Origin of the sequence: Corynebacterium sp. HMSC074E01, from assembly GCF_001808885.1 — a bacterium.
Taxonomy (GTDB): Bacteria; Actinomycetota; Actinomycetes; order Mycobacteriales; family Mycobacteriaceae; genus Corynebacterium.
This window is the reverse complement of the sequence record NZ_KV794847.1, coordinates 100,880-118,565: the sequence shown is the minus strand read 5'-3', so window position 1 is coordinate 118,565 and position 17,686 is coordinate 100,880. Positions and strand designations below refer to the sequence as shown.

15 protein-coding genes are annotated in these 17,686 nt (G+C 61.6%); 1 reads left to right on the top strand and 14 read right to left on the bottom strand.

The genetic code is table 11. The annotated features are described in order from the left end of the window. Positions 1-20: 20 nt before the first annotated feature. Positions 21-3,218: an isoleucine--tRNA ligase gene (gene ileS / locus HMPREF2537_RS06575; protein WP_070526744.1), complete on the bottom strand. Its 3,198-nt coding sequence runs from the start codon at positions 3,216-3,218 to the stop codon at positions 21-23. Between the two features lie 362 nt (positions 3,219-3,580). On the opposite strand from ileS, the gene HMPREF2537_RS06570 reads away from it, so the two are divergent. Continuing rightward, positions 3,581-4,654 (top strand): HNH endonuclease signature motif containing protein, encoded by a 1,074-nt coding sequence (locus tag HMPREF2537_RS06570; protein ID WP_070526741.1) that lies wholly within the window; start codon positions 3,581-3,583, stop codon positions 4,652-4,654. A 65-nt stretch (positions 4,655-4,719) separates the two neighbouring features. On the opposite strand, the gene HMPREF2537_RS12810 is transcribed toward HMPREF2537_RS06570, so the two are convergent. The 13 genes from HMPREF2537_RS12810 to mraY all read right to left on the bottom strand — a co-directional run bounded on the left by HMPREF2537_RS12810 (position 4,720) and on the right by mraY (position 17,682). Continuing rightward, the gene (locus HMPREF2537_RS12810) at positions 4,720-4,890 is read right to left on the bottom strand and encodes a hypothetical protein (RefSeq protein WP_168162406.1); all 171 of its coding nucleotides are present in this window, start codon (positions 4,888-4,890) and stop codon (positions 4,720-4,722) included. Between the two features lie 122 nt (positions 4,891-5,012). Further along, positions 5,013-6,143, bottom strand: coding sequence for a DivIVA domain-containing protein (locus HMPREF2537_RS06565; protein WP_070526737.1), 1,131 nt, complete (start codon positions 6,141-6,143; stop codon positions 5,013-5,015). A gap of 168 nt (positions 6,144-6,311) precedes the next feature. Next, on the bottom strand, positions 6,312-6,623 hold the full coding sequence (locus HMPREF2537_RS06560) for a YggT family protein (RefSeq protein WP_010190521.1): 312 nt from the start codon (positions 6,621-6,623) through the stop codon (positions 6,312-6,314). A 228-nt stretch (positions 6,624-6,851) separates the two neighbouring features. Beyond that, positions 6,852-7,274: a cell division protein SepF gene (locus HMPREF2537_RS06555; protein WP_012715146.1), complete on the bottom strand. Its 423-nt coding sequence runs from the start codon at positions 7,272-7,274 to the stop codon at positions 6,852-6,854. Between the two features lie 69 nt (positions 7,275-7,343). Then, positions 7,344-8,054 (bottom strand): YggS family pyridoxal phosphate-dependent enzyme, encoded by a 711-nt coding sequence (locus HMPREF2537_RS06550; protein WP_070526734.1) that lies wholly within the window; start codon positions 8,052-8,054, stop codon positions 7,344-7,346. Beyond that, on the bottom strand, positions 8,054-8,794 hold the full coding sequence (pgeF, locus tag HMPREF2537_RS06545; RefSeq protein ID WP_070526731.1) for a peptidoglycan editing factor PgeF: 741 nt from the start codon (positions 8,792-8,794) through the stop codon (positions 8,054-8,056). Before pgeF ends, HMPREF2537_RS06550 begins: the two co-directional genes overlap by 1 nt. 24 nt (positions 8,795-8,818) lie before the next feature. After that, positions 8,819-10,183 carry a cell division protein FtsZ gene (gene ftsZ, locus HMPREF2537_RS06540; RefSeq protein WP_070526728.1) on the bottom strand — a complete coding sequence of 455 codons (1,365 nt, stop codon included), beginning with the start codon at positions 10,181-10,183 and terminating at the stop codon, positions 8,819-8,821. Positions 10,184-10,389: 206 nt separating this feature from the next. Continuing rightward, positions 10,390-11,049: a cell division protein FtsQ/DivIB gene (locus tag HMPREF2537_RS06535; protein ID WP_083298984.1), complete on the bottom strand. Its 660-nt coding sequence runs from the start codon at positions 11,047-11,049 to the stop codon at positions 10,390-10,392. Beyond that, the gene (gene murC, locus HMPREF2537_RS06530) at positions 11,042-12,532 is read right to left on the bottom strand and encodes a UDP-N-acetylmuramate--L-alanine ligase (RefSeq protein WP_070526722.1); all 1,491 of its coding nucleotides are present in this window, start codon (positions 12,530-12,532) and stop codon (positions 11,042-11,044) included. The genes HMPREF2537_RS06535 and murC overlap by 8 nt, the downstream gene beginning before the upstream one ends. Positions 12,533-12,570: 38 nt before the next feature. Next, a complete protein-coding gene (murG, locus tag HMPREF2537_RS06525; protein ID WP_070526719.1) occupies positions 12,571-13,656 on the bottom strand; it encodes an undecaprenyldiphospho-muramoylpentapeptide beta-N-acetylglucosaminyltransferase in 1,086 nt (361 codons plus the stop codon). Between the two features lie 29 nt (positions 13,657-13,685). Then, positions 13,686-15,167: an FtsW/RodA/SpoVE family cell cycle protein gene (locus tag HMPREF2537_RS06520; RefSeq protein ID WP_070526715.1), complete on the bottom strand. Its 1,482-nt coding sequence runs from the start codon at positions 15,165-15,167 to the stop codon at positions 13,686-13,688. Between the two features lie 14 nt (positions 15,168-15,181). After that, positions 15,182-16,573, bottom strand: coding sequence for a UDP-N-acetylmuramoyl-L-alanine--D-glutamate ligase (murD, locus tag HMPREF2537_RS06515; protein WP_070526712.1), 1,392 nt, complete (start codon positions 16,571-16,573; stop codon positions 15,182-15,184). Next, positions 16,570-17,682: a phospho-N-acetylmuramoyl-pentapeptide-transferase gene (gene mraY, locus HMPREF2537_RS06510; RefSeq protein ID WP_010190532.1), complete on the bottom strand. Its 1,113-nt coding sequence runs from the start codon at positions 17,680-17,682 to the stop codon at positions 16,570-16,572. Before mraY ends, murD begins: the two co-directional genes overlap by 4 nt. Between the last annotated feature and the right edge of the window lie 4 nt (positions 17,683-17,686).

Below are 17,686 nucleotides of genomic sequence, written 5' to 3'. Positions count from 1 at the left end.
GCGATTAAGCAGTTGCGGTCTTAGGCCTTGGCCACCGTGGCGGTTACGCCCTTCAGAACGTCGTGGACGTTCTGGCCAGCACTAGCCTCGAGGGCCTCAGTCGTCACAGTGAAGTCGACAGCGAGCACCTCTGCCGCGATGTGCTCGCGGTGGCGGTTGGCCCACTCTTCCTTCTCCGCCGGGACAGACAGGACCACGGTGATGCGGTCGGTGACCACGAAGTCCTCGGCCTTGCGGGCATCCTGCAGGCCGCGGATGACATCCGCCGCCCAGCCCTCAGCCTCGAGCTCTTCGGTGACGTTGGTATCCAGAACCACTAGGCCATCCACGCCGTCCACGCGCGCCGTGGACTCCGGGTTCGCAGCCTTAAGACGCTCCGTGTACTCATCCGCGGTGAGGCGGATATCGCCGTCGACGATAACCTCCTCGCCGTCACGCTCGTAGTTGCCCGCCTTCAGGCTCTTGATGGCGCGCTGCACGTCCTTGCCCAAGCGCGGGCCTGCCACCTTGGCGTTGCAGACCACCTCGAAGGTGCCTACCTCATCGACGTCATCGGTAAGCTCAACGTCCTTCACGTTGACCTCATCGCGGATGATGTCCTTGAAGTCAGCCAAACGGGCCGAGTCCGGCATCGCCACGGTCAGCTTCGGCAGCGGCAGGCGGTTGCGCAGCTTATTGGACTTGCGCACAGACGACGCCGCCGAAGCCACCGCGCGGGTGGCGTCCATGGCGGCTACCAGGTTCGCGTCAGCCGGGTAGTCCTCAGCTTTCGGGTAGGAGGCCAAGTGCACAGAGCGCTCACCGGTCAGGCCACGGTAGATGACCTCAGCCACGTGCGGCAGCAGCGGAGCCACCACGCGGGAAACAGTCTCCAGCACCGTGTAGAGGGTGTTGAAAGCCTCCGCGTGGGTCTCCTCGCCCTCCCAGAAACGGTCGCGGGAGCGGCGCACGTACCAGTTGGTCAAGGCATCCGCGAAGAGACGAACCTCCTCGGTCGCCGAGGCAATATCGGTATTCGCCAGCGCATCATTCGTGTTCTTCACTAAGTCATGCGTCTTGGCCAAGATGTAGCGGTCCAGCACGTTGGTGGAGCTGACATCGAACTTCGCGTCCTGGGAAGCGTAGAGCTGCAGGAAGGTGTAGGCATTCCAGATCGGCAGGATAGCCTGGCGCACGCCCTCACGGATGCCCTGCTCGGTGACGATGAGGTTGCCACCGCGCAAGATCGGCGAGGACATAAGGAACCAGCGCATCGCATCCGAACCATCACGGTCAAAGACCTCGTTGACGTTCGGGTAATTGCCCTTGGACTTGGACATCTTCAAGCCGTCATTGCCCAGAACGATGCCGTGGGCCACAACCTTTTTGTAGGCTGGGCGGTCAAAGAGCGCGGTGGACAGCGCATGCATGACGTAGAACCAGCCGCGAGTCTGACCGGAGTACTCCACGATGAAGTCCGACGGCGAGTGGGTCTCAAACCACTCCTTGTTCTCGAACGGGTAGTGCTTCTGCGCAAACGGCATGGAACCGGACTCGAACCAGCAGTCCAACACGTCTGGTACGCGGCGCATCATGGACTTGCCCGTCGGGTCATCCGGGTTCGGGCGGGTCAGCTCATCGATGTGCGGGCGGTGCAGGCTGGTGGGGCGCACGCCGAAGTCACGCTCCAGCTCATCCAGGGAGCCGTAGACATCCACGCGCGGGTACTCCGGATCATCGGAGATCCACGCCGGGATCGGAGCGCCCCAGTAGCGGGTACGGGAGATGTTCCAATCGCGAGCGCCCTCCAGCCACTTACCGAACTGGCCGTCGCGGATGTGCTCCGGCAGCCACTCAATCTCATTGTGGTTGAGCTCCACCATGCGGTCACGGAACTCGGTCACCTTGACGAACCATGCCGGCAGCGCCATGTAGATGAGCGGCTCCCCGGAGCGCCAGGAGTGCGGGTAGGAGTGCTCGATGGTCACGTGGCGCACCACGCGGCCAGCTTCCTTTAGGTCCTTGATGATGGCCTTGTTAGCATCGAAGACCAACTGTCCCTCATAAGGTGGCACCTGCGAGGTGAACTTACCGTCCTCGTCCACCGGAATGACCAGGCCCACACCATACTTCTGGCAGGTGAGCATATCGTCCTCACCGAAGGCCGGAGCCTGGTGGACCACACCAGTACCGTCCTCAGTGGTGACGTAGTCCGCCAGCAGCAGTTGGTAGGCGTTCTCGACATCCGGGAAGAAATCGAAGATGGGCTGGTACTTAAAGCCCTCCAGCTCAGCGCCCTTGAACGTCTTGAGGACTTCCGCCTCACCCAGCTCCTTGGCCAGGGTGCCGGTGAGCGCCTCGGCCATGATGAAGGTGCGGCCAGCAAAGTCGCCCTCGGTGGCCTTGAACAGGACGTAATCAACCTCCGGGTGGACCGCCAAAGCCAAGTTGGACGGCAGGGTCCACGGGGTGGTGGTCCAGGCGAGGAAGGAGGCGTCGGCAAGCTCGGCGTTATCCGCCAGCGTCTTCTCCGCCGCGCTTCCTTTCACAGCACCCGCCACCGGGAAGGTGACCGTCAGGGTTGGGTCCTGGCGCATCTTGTAGGAATCATCCAGGCGCGTCTCCTGGTTGGACAGCGAGGTGTGCTCAGCCCAGGAGTACGGCAAAACCCTAAAGCCCTGGTAGATCAGGCCCTTGTCATAGAGCTCCTTAAACGCCCACATCACGGACTCCATGTAGTTCAAGTCCATGGTCTTGTAGCCGTTCTCGAAGTCCACCCAGCGAGCCTGGCGGTTAACGTACTCTTCCCACTCATCGGTGTATTCGAGGACGGACTTGGCGCAGTACTCGTTGAACTTCTCCAGGCCCATCTCCTCAATCTGGGCCTTATCCGTGATGCCGAGCTGCTTTTCTGCCTCCAGCTCCGCTGGCAGGCCGTGGGTGTCCCAGCCGAAGACGCGCGGGACGTGGTTGCCGGCCATGGTGCGGTAGCGCGGGACGATGTCCTTGACGTAACCGGTCAGCAGGTGGCCATAGTGCGGCAGGCCGTTGGCAAAGGGAGGGCCATCATAAAAGACGTACTCGGGGCAGCCCTCTGTCTGTTCGAGGCTGGCTTTAAAGGTGTCGTCGGCCTTCCAGTACTTCTGGACCTCCTGCTCCATATCGGGGAAACGGGAAGACCCAGCAGTCATATCGACTTTGGGATAAACACTGCCGACGTTCGCGGGGTTATTACTCATCTAAAAATTCCTTCACTCGTTCGCTGTGGCGGGGACGCGCCTTGCGGCTCGCGGTACCACCCCGCTTGGGCGCCGAGGCGCCCCGCTTCGTTGATGTGAAGGAGATGACGGTCCTTACCCGCCCGGTTCTAATAATGCGGCACTCACGCGCCTCACGTTCTTCCGGAATGCTCCCCGGTGATAGCCGGCTCACTGCATACGCCTAAAAGTATAGCGAGGCGGTCAAGTTTTCACAGGCCCCGGTTCCCGAAAGCCTCGAAATAGAAACGCCAGTACAGAAAAGAGGCACCTGGGATAAGGTTTTCCACAGGAACATTTTTTCTAATGCGCGCAGCTCATAAGGTGTTTTAAGCTCCACAAATATGAACGCACTACAGACTTTCCTCAACGCACTCGGAGCTGGCATCGATGTCATCGCCGAGTGCGAAGGCATGTCTGAAGCAGACCTGATCGCCGCCGGCTCCCCAGACAAAACTGCCGCGCAGTTGGTGCGGCTACACACGAGCTTCTTTGGGAAGACCGCCATGACCAGAATGCAGCGCGACGCGGTGAAGGCTGCGCGCCAGCGCGGCCACTCATTGCCCACTCTGGAGGTCATCGACCGCTATGCCCGCAAAGCCAAGACGCAGGCATTGGGCTGGAAGCTGCGCCTAGAGTTGTGCCGGACCAGCGCCGATACCCTAGCGATGGAAACGCTGGCGAAGAAGAAGCTCAAGGAGCACTCGGCCCCACCCGCGCCGAAGGAGGGCGTGACTATTTACCGCCGTCGCAATGCACCGTGGACAATGGCAATCACAGGCCCCGCGCAAATGATTGCAGAACTTAGCGACGCCGTCGACCGCGAACGCCCCCTCGAATCCATCCGCGAAGCCTTCTTTAAAGGCGCTGCTCCGCGCCGCGGCTTGCAAACGAATGTCTTGGTCCCGCTGGATGCAATGACGAAAATTCTCGACGGCGACGGCGAAGAAATCACCCTTCAGATGACCAACGGCGCCACAATGACTGGCGCGGAATACCTCAACAAGGTCATCGCCGGTGAGATCGATAAAGACGGCGCGCTCGCGACCCTTTTCCACCCCTATCACGGGCCAGTCAACCTCTACTACGAGGAGCGCTCAGCCAGCATCAAGCAACGCATCATGGCTATGGCAGAGTTCCCAGTCTGCGCTTGGGATAAGTGTATGAAACCGGCCGATGAATGCCAGGTTCACCATCTCATCGCGTGGAAGAACGGCGGGTATACCAACCAGGAAAACCTGGTGATGCTGTGCCCGTATCACAATGGCGTGAACCAGGACGATCCGAACGCGCCACCGGGACGCGGCCGCATGGCCCGGGTCAACGGAACGGCCATGAGGACTTACGGTCCCCTCCCGCCGCCCACGCCTCTGCAAGCGCCACCCGGGCTATTCGACGCCCCGGAAAGAGACGACTAGGAGCGACACAACTAGGTGTCTTCGCAGAAAAGCCCTCCACCCAGAACTACTCCTGGGGGCGAGGGCTACTCGTCGTGCTTGCGGCGCAGTTTAATCACGGTATCTGCGATAAACAGAACAATGCCTACCCCCGCAGAAGCAAAGAGCAGGTACAGAGACCACTCAGCGGCGGAGAGGATGTAATTCACGAACGCCAAGAAAGCCACAAAGGCCAAAAGCAATGCGCCGATAAGCATGCGTCCTCTCCTTCCCCACCAATGACTAAGGGCTCTGTGCTTTACAAAGAATGTATACCTACGAACGTATACCTACATAAAAGAATAACGGCGCCCCCGCAGGGACGCCGTTCATTCACTGATTAATTGTTGGACTTGCCGGCTTCACCGTTGGGAGCAGCGGTGCCGCGGGACTCCAGCTCCTCAAGCTGAGACTGCAGCAGGGTCTTGAGGCGGGTACGGTACTCGCGCTCGAAGGTACGCAGCTCGGAGATGCGAGCCTCCAGAGCGGTCTGCTGCTGCTTGACCGTGTTCATGACCTCAGTGTGCTTCTTCTCGGCATCTGCCTGCAGGGCAGCTGCCTTCTCCTCTGCCTGGCGAATCTGCGCCTCGGCGCGGGACGTAGCGTCAGACTCGGTCTGCTTTGCCTTGTTCTCGGCATCCGCCACCAGCTTCTTGGAGCGGGTATCGGCCTCCTGCAGCTGCGCATCGTAGCGCTTCTGGGCGTCAGCAAGCTGAGCCTTGGAGTGGGAGTCGGCGTCGGCAAGCTGCTTCTCTGCAGCCGTACGCGCCTCAGCGAGCATGGACTCGGAGTCAGCCTTAGCCTCGCTGGTAAGACGGTCCGCCATCTCCTGAGCCAGACCCAGCACGCGGGCGGCCTGCATGTGGGTATCCGGGGTGGCGAGGCCCTGTGCGTTGGACTGAGCAGCGCCTGCACCAGCCACGGCAGCGGCGGAGGAGGCAGTGCTGGAGGCTGCGGAGTTCTTCTTTGCGGACTCGAGTTCCTTCTTGGTGCGCTCCAGCTCCTTCTTGGAGGCCTCGAGCTCACGCTTAGCGGCAGCAGCTTCCTCACGGGCAGTCTTAAGCTCCGCGGAGTTGTCCTGTGCCTGGACAGCCGGTGCCTGGGCGGACTGCGCCTGAGCGGCCTTCGCCTGCTCCTGCGCACGCTTGGTCTCTTCCTTAGCCTTGGCAATCTCGTTCTTGGAGTCAGCCAGCTTTGCTTCGTACTCGGCGCGCAGCTTGGACTCGACTTCCTTACGTACGGCGGCCTCGTCGACCTTTGCGGCAGAAGCGCCGCCAGCAGCGGCGGCCGGAGCCTGAGACTTCAGTTCCTCAACCTGGGCGTGGAGATCATCGTTCTCGTCCTGCAGCTGAGCAAGAGCATCCTCAACGAGATCGAGGAACTGATCGACCTCATCCTCGTTGTAGCCACGCTTGCCAATTGGCGGCTTGCTGAAAGCGACGTTGTGTACATCAGCTGGTGACAGTGGCATTGACTTCTCTTCCCCTTACGAATCGGTCAAACCTCTAGAGGGTCCAGAGGCCGGGTACATATGCGGTTAATAATACGGATTGTGGTAACTCATTGTATCCGAATCAACACATTATCTAACGCTGGCACGAGTCTCAACGTTAACAGGAGGGTTTAATACACCCGTTAACTACATTGCAAGTCCATTGGCACCGAAAAATAGCCAGCCAATAAGTTGCGAAAGAATGGACAAAAGCAGGAACAAAACGATGATGGAAACGTCGAGCGCAATGCCTCCCAGCTGCAGCGGCGGGATGACCTTACGCAGCGCCTTAACTGGCGGGTCAGTGACGACGAAGAGCACCTCGGCAACCATCATGAACCAGCGGGGCGGATTGAATTGGCGCGAGAAAGACTGAATCATCTCAATGACAATGCGCGCCAACAGAATCCACGAGTAAAGACTCACGGCGACGAGCAGAATTGAACCTAAAGCATTCACAACGCCCGAGCCTATCCGAACCACCCCCGCGGACGGTACTCCCCTGCCCGAGGGTTCGCCCTCGGCGAACAGAAACGGCACCGCAGCGGCCGCACCGACGCCGAGAATGCCGTTCCGCTTGGACCGCTAAGGATATAGCAAGAAAACCAGCAAACCGCCCCATCACCCCTCCTCTCCTTAGCCAACACGGAGGAGAAAAGGCGATGAAGCGGTTAAAGCGCGAAGCCTTTAGCGCAGGTGTGCCGCGCGCTCGAGCTCAACAGTGGAGATATCGGCGCCCTTCGGCACGATGGCGAAAACCTTACGGCTGGTGTCCACGCCCTTAGTCAGGTTCTTCATGCGGCCTTCCAGTGCAAAGCAGAGGCCGGCGGCGAAGTCAACGAAGCGCTTTGCGGAGCCGCGGTCGGCGTCAGTGAGCTCGAAGACCACTGCGTCACCGTCACGGAAGGGACCGCCAACCTTCGCTGCATCGTCGAAGGAAACGAGCGACAGCGCCACGATAGTCGGGACAAACTCCTCTTCCTGCTTCTCGTAGGAAGGTGCATACGCTGGAGCGCTATAAGCGCGCTCGTCTGCGTAGTAAGCATCGTCGGCGTCCATGTCCATCGGGCCTAGCCCGAAGAACTCTTTGGTCCTATCAATCAGTGACATTCTGGGTCTCCCTCTGACCTAGTGTGTGCTGTTCATTTGCTGTCTTGTAATGCACTTTTACAATGACAATTAACCTAGCGGGCGCTCTCCCATAATTCCGGTTCCGACACGCACGATATCCGTTCCAGATGCAATCGCTGCATCCATGTCAGCGCTCATTCCAGCGGACATTTTTAGGCCCCTCCCTAGCTTGGCCGCGACCTCATCCGTCAGCGCCCTCACCTGCGCGAATACCTCCGCCGGTTCACTCTCCAGAGGGGGAACCACCATGAAACCACACAGCTGCAGGTTCTCCAGTTCTTCGACGATGTCCACTAGAGCAGGTACGTCCTCCAGCGGGCAGCCACCGCGCGCGGTATCACCATCGGCGGAGACCTGAATATAGACCGGAAGACTGCCCTGGCGCTGCCCGCGTTCCTTCGCAAGCGCCACGCCGCGGTCGAGACCTCGGGCCAGCTTTTCCGAATCAAGAGAATGCACACTGTGCGCCCACCGTGCTACGTGGTTCGCCTTCTTGGTTTGAACCTGGCCAATCATGTGGAAACGCATCTTGGGCAAGGCCTCTGCCTTGGCGCGCGCTTCCTGCTCGCGATTTTCCGCCACATCCGTTATCCCTAGCTCTGCCAGCAGCGCAATGTCTTCGGCGGGGTGAAACTTTGTCACCGGCAACAGCTGCGGCGCGGGGCGGCCAGCAGCCTCAGCGAAGCGGTGAATGGCAGCGCGGGTGCTCTCCAGGCCAGCCCGCAATTCTTCACGGCGCGCCGTGTCGTTGTTCGTCATTAATCCTCCAACCAAATCACGCCGGCTTGGCGTCCGGTGACGCCCTCGCGGCGATAAGAAAAGAAATCAGTGTCTTCGATCGTGCAGCGCGGATCAGACTCAATGGCCGTAACCCCCATCCCCATCAGCTGGCGAATCAGACCGGCGCGCACGTCAACGCCCCACGTTCCAGAAGAGGTCCGGGTTTTGGAGCCGGGCAGGTGCTTCTCGACGTCCTCCGCCATCTGCTCCGGAACCTCATAGTTACGCCCAGACGCGGCCGGCCCCATGAGCACTTGGATCGACGAAGGGGTGGCACCCAGCTCAATCATTGTGTTGACCGTATTCCGGACGATTCCGTTGCGCGCGCCTAGGCGTCCGGCGTGGGCGGCACCGATGACACCCGCGGAGACGTCGACAAGCAGCACCGGTGTGCAATCAGCAACGAGCACGCCAAGTCCCAAGCGCTTTTCGGTGGTCACCACGGCATCGGTGGCGGGCACGGGCTCCTTCGCGCCACGGCGTTCGGCGCCCACGACCGTCACGGTATTGGTGTGCAACTGCTCCATCCACACGATGTCCTCTAAGCCCGTTGCTCGGAGAAGTCTCTCGCGATTGGCGGCCACAGCGGCGGGGTCATCGCCGACGTGGTCGCCTAAGTTGAAAGAGTCATAGGGGGACAACGACGCCCCGCCGGCACGGGTTGTAAACACCATGCGGACGGGGCGTCGTGCTGCGTGTGCTTCCTCGTTTACTGGCATGCACTCCAGAGTAGCTGGCTGGGACTAGCGCATGAAGGAGGGCACGTCGAGATCGTCGTCGCCATCATCATCAAAATCACGGCTGTTACGCTCAGCGGGGCGCGAGAGGCGGTACTCATCGTCGGCGCCACGGCGGTACTCCTCACCACGGAAGCGATCCGAGGTGGTAAACAGTCCGCTCGATGGTGCCGGCTCAGCCGGCTGCTCGCGCTCGTAGGAGTGACGCGGGGTGTACTCCTCGCGGCCGATGCGCTGGGAGTCAGCTCGCTGCGGTTCGGCGCGGGTGTACTCTTCGCGCGGGGCCTCGGTGCGGGGTACTGCGGGGCTCGCCGGCTGTGTTTCAGCGCGGTTCTCGAAGAGAGAGCCCGGGCGTGCTGCCGGGGTAGCCTCCGAGCCTTGCTGTTGCGTCTGGCCAGGCTGTGCCGGCTGGGAGGTCATGTTGGCCTGGGCGTCGAAGCCGGTGGCGATGATGGTGACGCGAACCTCGTCACCCAGATTGTCATCGATGATGGTACCGAAGATGATGTTGGCATCTTCGTCAGCGCGCTCCTCCACCATGGAGGCAGCGGCATTGACCTCGTGGAGGCCCAGGTCGGAGCCACCGGCGATGGACAGCAGCACGCCCTTGGCGCCTTCCATGGTCGACTCCAGCAGCGGGGAGTTAATTGCCTGCTCGGCAGCGTTGAGCGCGCGGTTATCCCCGCGAGCAAAGCCGATGCCCATGAGGGCGGAACCGGCGTCGGACATGACGGAGCGAACGTCCGCAAAGTCGACGTTGATCATGCCCGGGATGGTGATGAGGTTGGTAATACCCTGAACACCATTGTGCAGAACTTCATCGGCGGCGCGGAAGGCCTCGACGATGGACAGCTCCTCGCCGCCCAGCTGCATGAGGCGATCATTCGGGATAACGATGAGGGTATCGCAGACCTCGCGCAGCTCTTCGATGCCGGCCATGGCCTGACGGGTGCGGCGAGCGCCCTCGAACTTGAACGGGCGGGTAACAACACCGACGGTCAGAGCACCCATCTTCTTCGCGATGGAGGCAACGACAGGGGCCGCACCGGTACCGGTTCCGCCGCCCTCGCCGGCCGTCACGAAGACCATGTCGGAGCCCTGGAGGGCGTCTTCGATTTCGGTCTTGTGATCCTCCGCGGAGGTCTTACCTACCTCCGGGTTAGCACCAGCACCGAGGCCGCGGGTGGCCTCGCGGCCGATGTCGAGCTTGGTATCCGCATCGGAGAAAATCAGCGCCTGGGAATCGGTGTTGATCGCCACGAACTGGACTCCCTTGAGCCCTTCTTCGATCATGCGGTTGACAGCGTTGACACCGCCGCCGCCGACGCCGACGACCTTGATGTCCGCGAGGTTGTTGCTAGATGAGATCATACGAGGGTCTCTTGCCTTTCGAATAAGGTTTTAATGTAAACGAGGAGGCGCCTCTTTTCGCGAGAGGCGGTTACATCCATCTTTAACGACATCGGGGTAATTTCGGCGCACATTTTGCCGCGTGTCGGTACCCTCAACCTCTACTTTAGGGTTGCTGACATGCGGTTTTCTTAACAGGCGCCCCACCCGTCCCACTCGCGACGTCTCTAGCGGCGAGTCACCAGCGACGGGTTAGAAATGTTCCAGGATTCGCCCTCGAGCTTGAGCACATCTTCGAAAGCAATCGCCTTGTTCTTATTGTCTTCCGAGGCTCCCCAAAAAATGGTTTTCTCATCCTCTGTGTGGAAAGTCAGCGAATACCTGTCCTTGATCTCGAGGTTCGTTACTTTCTCCCGAATCGGCGCGGGGAGGGCTGCAACGGCCTCGACAGCCGCCTGCATCTCTGGGGAGCCGGAGTCTGTGCTACCGGTCAGCTCCACGGCTTCCGGTGGTGCTTCATCTTCCGCAAATTCCTTGCCGTGATTATCCACTAGGACGGTGCTGTCACCGTCGCGCACGAAAGCCACTGCCTCGTGCTCGACGATTTCAATGTGCACCGTCGAGGGAAAAGCCCGCGACACCGTTGCGCTTTCCACCCACGGGATCGACGCCACGCCCTGCGCGGCCCCGCGAGCATCCAAGCGCGCGAGGTTCGAACCCTTGGCGACGCCACTAGCCTGCTCCACATCCTCAGCAGCGACGTGATCGTTTCCCACCACCTCGAAGGACTTCACCGTGAGGATAGGAAAAAGCCACACTGCTACTGCAGCGATGACCGCTACGAGTAGCACCACGCCCACCGCGAGCGCCCCAGTCTTTTTAGACATTCGGTTCCTTCGGGTCTTCCGCCTCATTGTTGCGTCCCAGTTCGGACAAAATCTCGCCGGCTACGTAGGTAACCGTGCCCGCACCAATCGTGAGGACGATATCACCAGACTGTGCCAGGGAAATGACGTCGCCAGCGGCTTCGGAGAAATCGGGTTCGAAGATGACCGGCATATCCTCCGGCATCTTATCCGTGATAATGCGGGAGGTAATTCCTTCAACCGGTTGCTCGCGGGCACCGTAGATGTCGAGGACGACGGCGGCGTCGGCAAGCGCCAAGGCCTGAGCAAACTCCGCGTCGAACTTCATTGTCCGGGAGTACAGATGCGGCTGGAAGCAGGCGATAACGCGCGCCCCCTCCCCCTCCGCATCCGCCTTCGCACGGGCTGCATTAAGTACTGCGGATACCTCCGTAGGGTGGTGCGCATAATCGTCGAAGACGCGGATTCCGCGCTCGCTGCCGCGGTACTCGAAGCGGCGGCGCACACCAGTAAAGTCGGTCAGGCCCGCGGCCAATTCCGCTGGGTCTCCGCCAGCCAGCGCGCCGGCCAGCAGCGCCGCCGCCGAGTTAAGAACCATGTGATGTCCGGGGACGTGCAGGTCATAGGACAGCTCCTGTGGCGCCTGCCCCGGCAGGGCCAGGCGAACGCGGACGTGCGCGCCGGCGGCGGAGACAGTTTCTTCCAGGATGTCCGCTGCGAGGGGCACAGCAGAATCTTCGCTTACCGCACTGCGTGCGCCGTAGCCCAGCACCTGGATACCGCGCTGTGCCGCGCGCTCGCCGGTGGTGGCTGCCTGCGCGTCTTCGAGGCAGACTACCAAGTAGCCACCCTCAACAACACGGTCCGCAAAATCATCAAAGACCTGGTAGTAGCTTTCCGCGGTGCCGAAATAATCCAGGTGATCCGGCTCGATGTTAGTAATCACCGCCACGTAGGGGCTGTAGCGCAAAAGTGAGGCATCGGATTCATCGGCTTCTGCAACGAAAGCGTCACCCGTGCCGCCGTGCGCGTTGGTTCCGGCACGGTTGAGCTGGCCACCGATGGCGAAAGAGGGGTCGAGCCCCGCCTGCTGCAGCGCGGACACCGCCATCGAGGTAGTCGAGGTCTTTCCATGAGTACCGGCGAGCAGGACCTGGCGGTGGCCTTCCATCAGCTCAGCCAACAGGTCCGAACGGCGAATAACCGGGATTCCGGCCTCGCGCGCAGCAGTGAGCTCGGGATTGTCCTGCGGGATGGCGGCGAAGGAGGTCACGACCACCGTCGGCTTATCACCAGCCAGGTCAAGGTTCTCAGCGGCATGGCCAATGGCGATCTGCGCACCCATCGTGCGGAGGACGTCGACAGCCGTCGATTTCTTAACGTCCGAGCCGGTGACGACCGCGCCCCGACTAACCAGAATGCGCGCGAGGCCGGACATACCGGAGCCTCCGATACCGACGAAGTGGACGCGGGACAGGTCCGTGGGGGCAGGGGTATCAGTCATGGTGAAAAATCCTTCTTTCATAAACCTGTACTGTGCGTCTAGCCGCGGTTCTCGGCGGCGACACGCTGCGCGATGCGGTCAGCGATGATGGCTGCAACCTCACCGGCCGTGCTGGCATCAGCGGCAGCACGCATGGCCGTCAAAGCTTCGGGGTGGTCAAGGATAGCGCGAACCTCGGCAACGAGGCGCTCCGAGGTCAGCTCGGCGTCCGGAACCTGAACCGCGGCACCGGATTCCACCAGCGCGCGCGAGTTCAGAGCCTGTTCACCATTGCCGTGCGGCAGCGGCACATAAAGCGCGGGCAGACCAGCGGCGGAGACCTCTGCCACCGTCATCGCTCCAGAACGGCAGACCATGAGGTCAGCAACGGCCAGAGCGCCAGCCATGTCATCGATATAGGGCACCGCGGTGTAGTGCTCGCGCGCAGCCGGCGCCGCATTCTTTTTGCCATAAGCGTGCAGCACTTGGAAATCTCGACACAGGTCATCGAGTGCGCCGGCCACGGCAGTGTTGATGCTCACCGCTCCCTGTGAACCGCCGGTTACCACGATCGTCGGGCGATGCGCGTCGAGGTTCCAGTTCTGGCGCGCAGCAGCCGCCTTTGCGCCGTCTGGATCCTCCCCCATGCCCGGACGCACGGGGATTCCCAGGACCTCACCGGGCATACCGGAGCCTTCCTGCGCGTTAATACCCGTGCCGCCGAGGCGCACCCCCAGCTTGTTAGCCATGCCAGCCAGAGCATTCGTCTCGAGCACGAAGAACGGGATGCTCAGAGACTTCGCTGCCAGGTAAGCCGGCGCAGCAACGTATCCTCCGGTGCCAAAGACCACATTGGCCCCGACGTCTTTCAGAACCGCGCGGGTTTCCCGAACAGACTTGAGGATCCGCCACGGCAGCTTAGCGGCATCAGCGTTGATCTTGCGTGGGACTGGGACCGGTGTAATCATGCGCAAATCGACGCCACGCGCCGGCACGATATCGCTTTCCAAACCTCGTGAGGTTCCTAGCGCGGTCACCCGCGCGCCGTGGCGCTGGCGCAGCTCCTCCCCCACCGCGAGCGCTGGTTCGATGTGTCCGGCAGTGCCGCCACCTGCGATGACGACGGAAATCGGCGTGTCATTCATGCACTACACGCTACCAGCGCCGTGCTTTACTACCGACGCTCGCCGCGCCGATACTCCCGGCGATACTCCCGCCGTTGTTCCCCCTGCGGCGCTTGCGCGCGCGACGAGCGCCCTGTTACTGCACGCCCAAATCTTTCCTCGCGGCTGCGCTCAACATGGCGCTGGGAGCGGTCGCGGTGCGCGCGCTGAGAACGTGTCGCCTCTTTGCCTTCACGCGGGGCTCTGTGTGCCCCGCCGCGACGCTCGTTAGGCGGTGTGGGCTCGGGGATGAAGAAGATACGGTCGAAGAGCGGGCGCCCAAAGTTCTGCATGGCGGAAACCTGCAGCGGCTCGTGGCGCGCCACGTTGCACAGCAGGCCCATCGACCCAATCGTGATCACCGCGGCCGTACCACCTGCGGAAATCATCGGCAGCTGGATACCCGTCACCGGCAGCACGCCGATCACGTAGCCGATGTTAATGAATGCCTGCACGACAACCCCCACCGCTAACGTGGCGGCCAGCAAAGACTGGAATTGGTCCTGGGCGCGCGTTGCCGCCCGCAGCCCGAAGTAGCCCAGCACGGCGAATAGCCCGATGACAAGGGCACCGCCCCATAGGCCCAATTCCTCACCAATGATGGCGAAGACGAAGTCATTCTTCGCCTCTGGGAGGTAGAACCATTTGGCGCGTGACTGGCCGAGGCCAACGCCCCAGAAGCCGCCGTCGGCAAGCGAAAGGAAGCCCTGGTAAGCCTGGAAACCGGTACCTTGTGTGTCCTCGATATTGCCGCGCAGCGCATCGAAATAAGTGTGGAAGCGGTGCGAACGGAAGCCGCCGGCCAAGAAGACGGTGACCATGCCGATGGCACCGAAGACACCGACGACGGTCGGAACACGCCAGTCCACACCAGCGAAAACCAGAGTGAACACGACGATGAGGGCGAAAGAGACACCCATGCCGAGATCGCCTTGGGCCACAATCAGTACGAACATGATGCCGGCGATGATGGAGTACATCATGAAAGGGTCCGTCAGGCGCATCGAACGGTGCGTCTTATCCGCCAGCGCTGAGGCGCCGTACATGCCCACAGCCACGCGGGCGAACTCGGAGGGCTGGAATGCCACACCACCAGGCAGCATGATCCACGACTGCGAACCGACCTCCGCACGACCGGTACCAATGCCAGGTACGAGGACGAGGATAAGAAGCAGGATGGATAGCCCCAAGAACCACGGCACGAGTGCCCGGAGCGTGCGGGGCGACATGCGCAGACCAATCCAAAACACGATGAGGCCGGCGATAACGAGCACGCACTGGCGCAGAGCAGCTGACCACGGGCTATCGGTCTCTGACAGAGACGTCGCCATCGACGAGGAGAAGGCCATGAGGACGCCGATGCCGATGAGCGAAAAAATGGCGATGCGCAGCACTAAATAGTCGAGCCCGGGGTAGGCGCGGAGGCGCTCGCGGAGATCACGCAGGTGGTATCCCAGCGTGCGTTGTGGCTTCTGGGTGCTGGTGGCGGTCACGGGTGCTCCTAGCGCTAGCGGGCGAGGCGGCGGGCAGCGGCGGCAAAGATATCGCCGCGCTGGCCCATACCGGTGTACATGTCCAACGATGCCGCAGCGGGTGCTAAAAGCACGGTATCGCCGGCGTCGGCGTGTTGCACGGCGGCGGACACTGCCTGTTCCATTGCTGCTTCCGGATCGTGGCTATCCACGATGAAAACGGGCACGTGTGGCGCTGCCTTCACGAGGGCTTGGGCAAGCACATGCTTGTCGACGCCCACCAGAACCGCTGCCTTCAGTCGCGCGGCATGGGTGCGCAACAGTTCCGAGACATCAGCGCCTTTCAGCTGGCCGCCGGCCACCCACACCACGGAGTCCAACCCGCGCATAGCGACCTCCGCGGCATGTGGGTTCGTTGCCTTGGAATTGTCGATGTAGGTCACGCCAGCGTGGCGGTGAACGATCTCCCCGCGGTGTCCTGCCACCACGTAGGCGCTGAGTCCCTCCTCGATGGATTCCGGTTGAGCACCAGCGAGAGCCGCCACTGCCGACGCGGCAGCGGCATCCAGCACTCCGGCCAGACCGGCGGGTTGGATGGTGGTGACATCGTCCACCACAGCGGATTTCATCCCCGCAACCTCGTTGACGAGGAGGCTGCCGGTGCTCACGCCTACTTCACCTGCGGCAGGCTCAGCATGGCTGAAAGCAGTTGCGCCGGGAAGAGAAGCAGCGAGCACTCGAACGTGCTCATCTTCCTTGCCGTAGACGGCATGCTGACCACGCAGAATCTTGGCCTTGTCTGCGGCATAGGCCTCGAAGGATCCATGCCAATCCAGGTGGTCGTCGGCGAGGTTAAGCAGTGCCCCGACTTCTGGGCGCAGGTGGGAGGACCAGTGCAATTGGAAGGATGAAAGCTCCGCTACGAGGATGTCCACGCGGGGCTGGGCGGCCAGGGCATCAAAGGACGAGACGCCGATATTGCCTACCGCTTGTGCGCGCTGGCCGGAGCGTTGCTCGTCGGCAGCCATGATGGCGGCGAGCATGCCGGTGGTCGTGGTCTTGCCGTTGGTGCCGGTGATCGCGAGCCAGCGGCGCGGGGCGCCGAAGACCTCTGCTCGATCGAGACGGTAAGCCAACTCAACATCGCCGATGACCTCAAGCCCTTGGGATGCGGCCGCAACGAGCAACGGCGAGTCCGGACGCCATCCTGGTGAGGTGACGACGAGCGAGTACTCGGCTAGGTCCACCGCGGAGGTGTCCACGGTGGCAACGTCCAACTCTGCGGCGATGCGGCTGCGGGAGTCCTCGTTGCCATCGGCCACCGTTAAATCCACGTCCAAGTTGGACAGGACTGCCGCGCACCCGCGGCCGGAGACGCCTGCGCCGGCGATGAGGACGTGACCGGAGAGGAAGTCTGGGCGCGTCATGCCCCTACTCCTATGCCGGAGGCGGTGAGCCAATCACCGTAGAAGATAGCCACACCGGCCATCGCCGCCATGGCAGCCAGGAGCCAGAAGCGCACAACGACAGCCGTTTCCGCCCAACCACCGTTCTCAAAGTGGTGGTGGATCGGCGCCATACGGAAGAAGCGCTTTCCGGTGGAATGAAAGACCACGATTTGGATGACGACGGAGACCGTTTCGATGACGAACAGGGCACCGATGATGATCATGAGCAGCTCGGTACGGCTGGTAACGGAAATACCCGCGACCAAACCACCAAGTGCCAAGGAACCGGTGTCTCCCATGAAGATTTTGGCGGGCGCGGCATTCCACCAGAGGAAGCCCAGGCATCCACCCAGACCTGCGGCCGCAAGCACTGCGAGGTCGAGCGGATCGCGCACCTGGTAACACCCAGCAGCAAAATTAGTGGCGCAGGAGTAGCGGAACTGCCAGAAGGTCATCAGCGAATAAGAGCCCATGACAATCGCGGTAACACCCGCCGCGAGGCCGTCGAGGCCGTCGGTGAGGTTCACCGCGTTCGACCACGCCGCAATGAGGATGTACATGAAGATCAAGAACACGATGGTTCCGATCACCGTGCCGCCGACAGCTAGGTCGAAAGTCTTCAAATCTCGGATGAAGGATAGCTTGGTGGAGCCTGGGGTCAGCCCCGCATCGTTGGGGAAACGCAGGACCAAGAAGCCGAAGAGCAGCGCCAGCACGAGCTGGCTGATCAGCTTGGCGGTCTTATTGAGTCCGAGGTTGCGGTGGCGGAAGAGTTTGATGAAGTCATCCGCGAAGCCCACCGCGCCCAAGCCCAAGGTCAGTCCGAGGACCAGCAAGCCGGAGGCGGTAAAGGCCTCATGCCCTGTCAGCAGGCCATAGAGGCCGGCCACAACATAGGCCACCAAGATGCCCGCGAGGATGGCAAGACCACCCATCGTCGGCGTACCGCGCTTGCGCAGGTGAGACTTGGGGCCATCCTCGCGGATCTCTTGTCCGCGGCCGGTATCGGAGAAATAACGGATAAGAACCGGGGTGGTAAAGATCGCCACGAGGAAGCTAACCGCACCAGCGATGATGATCTGAGTCACGAGC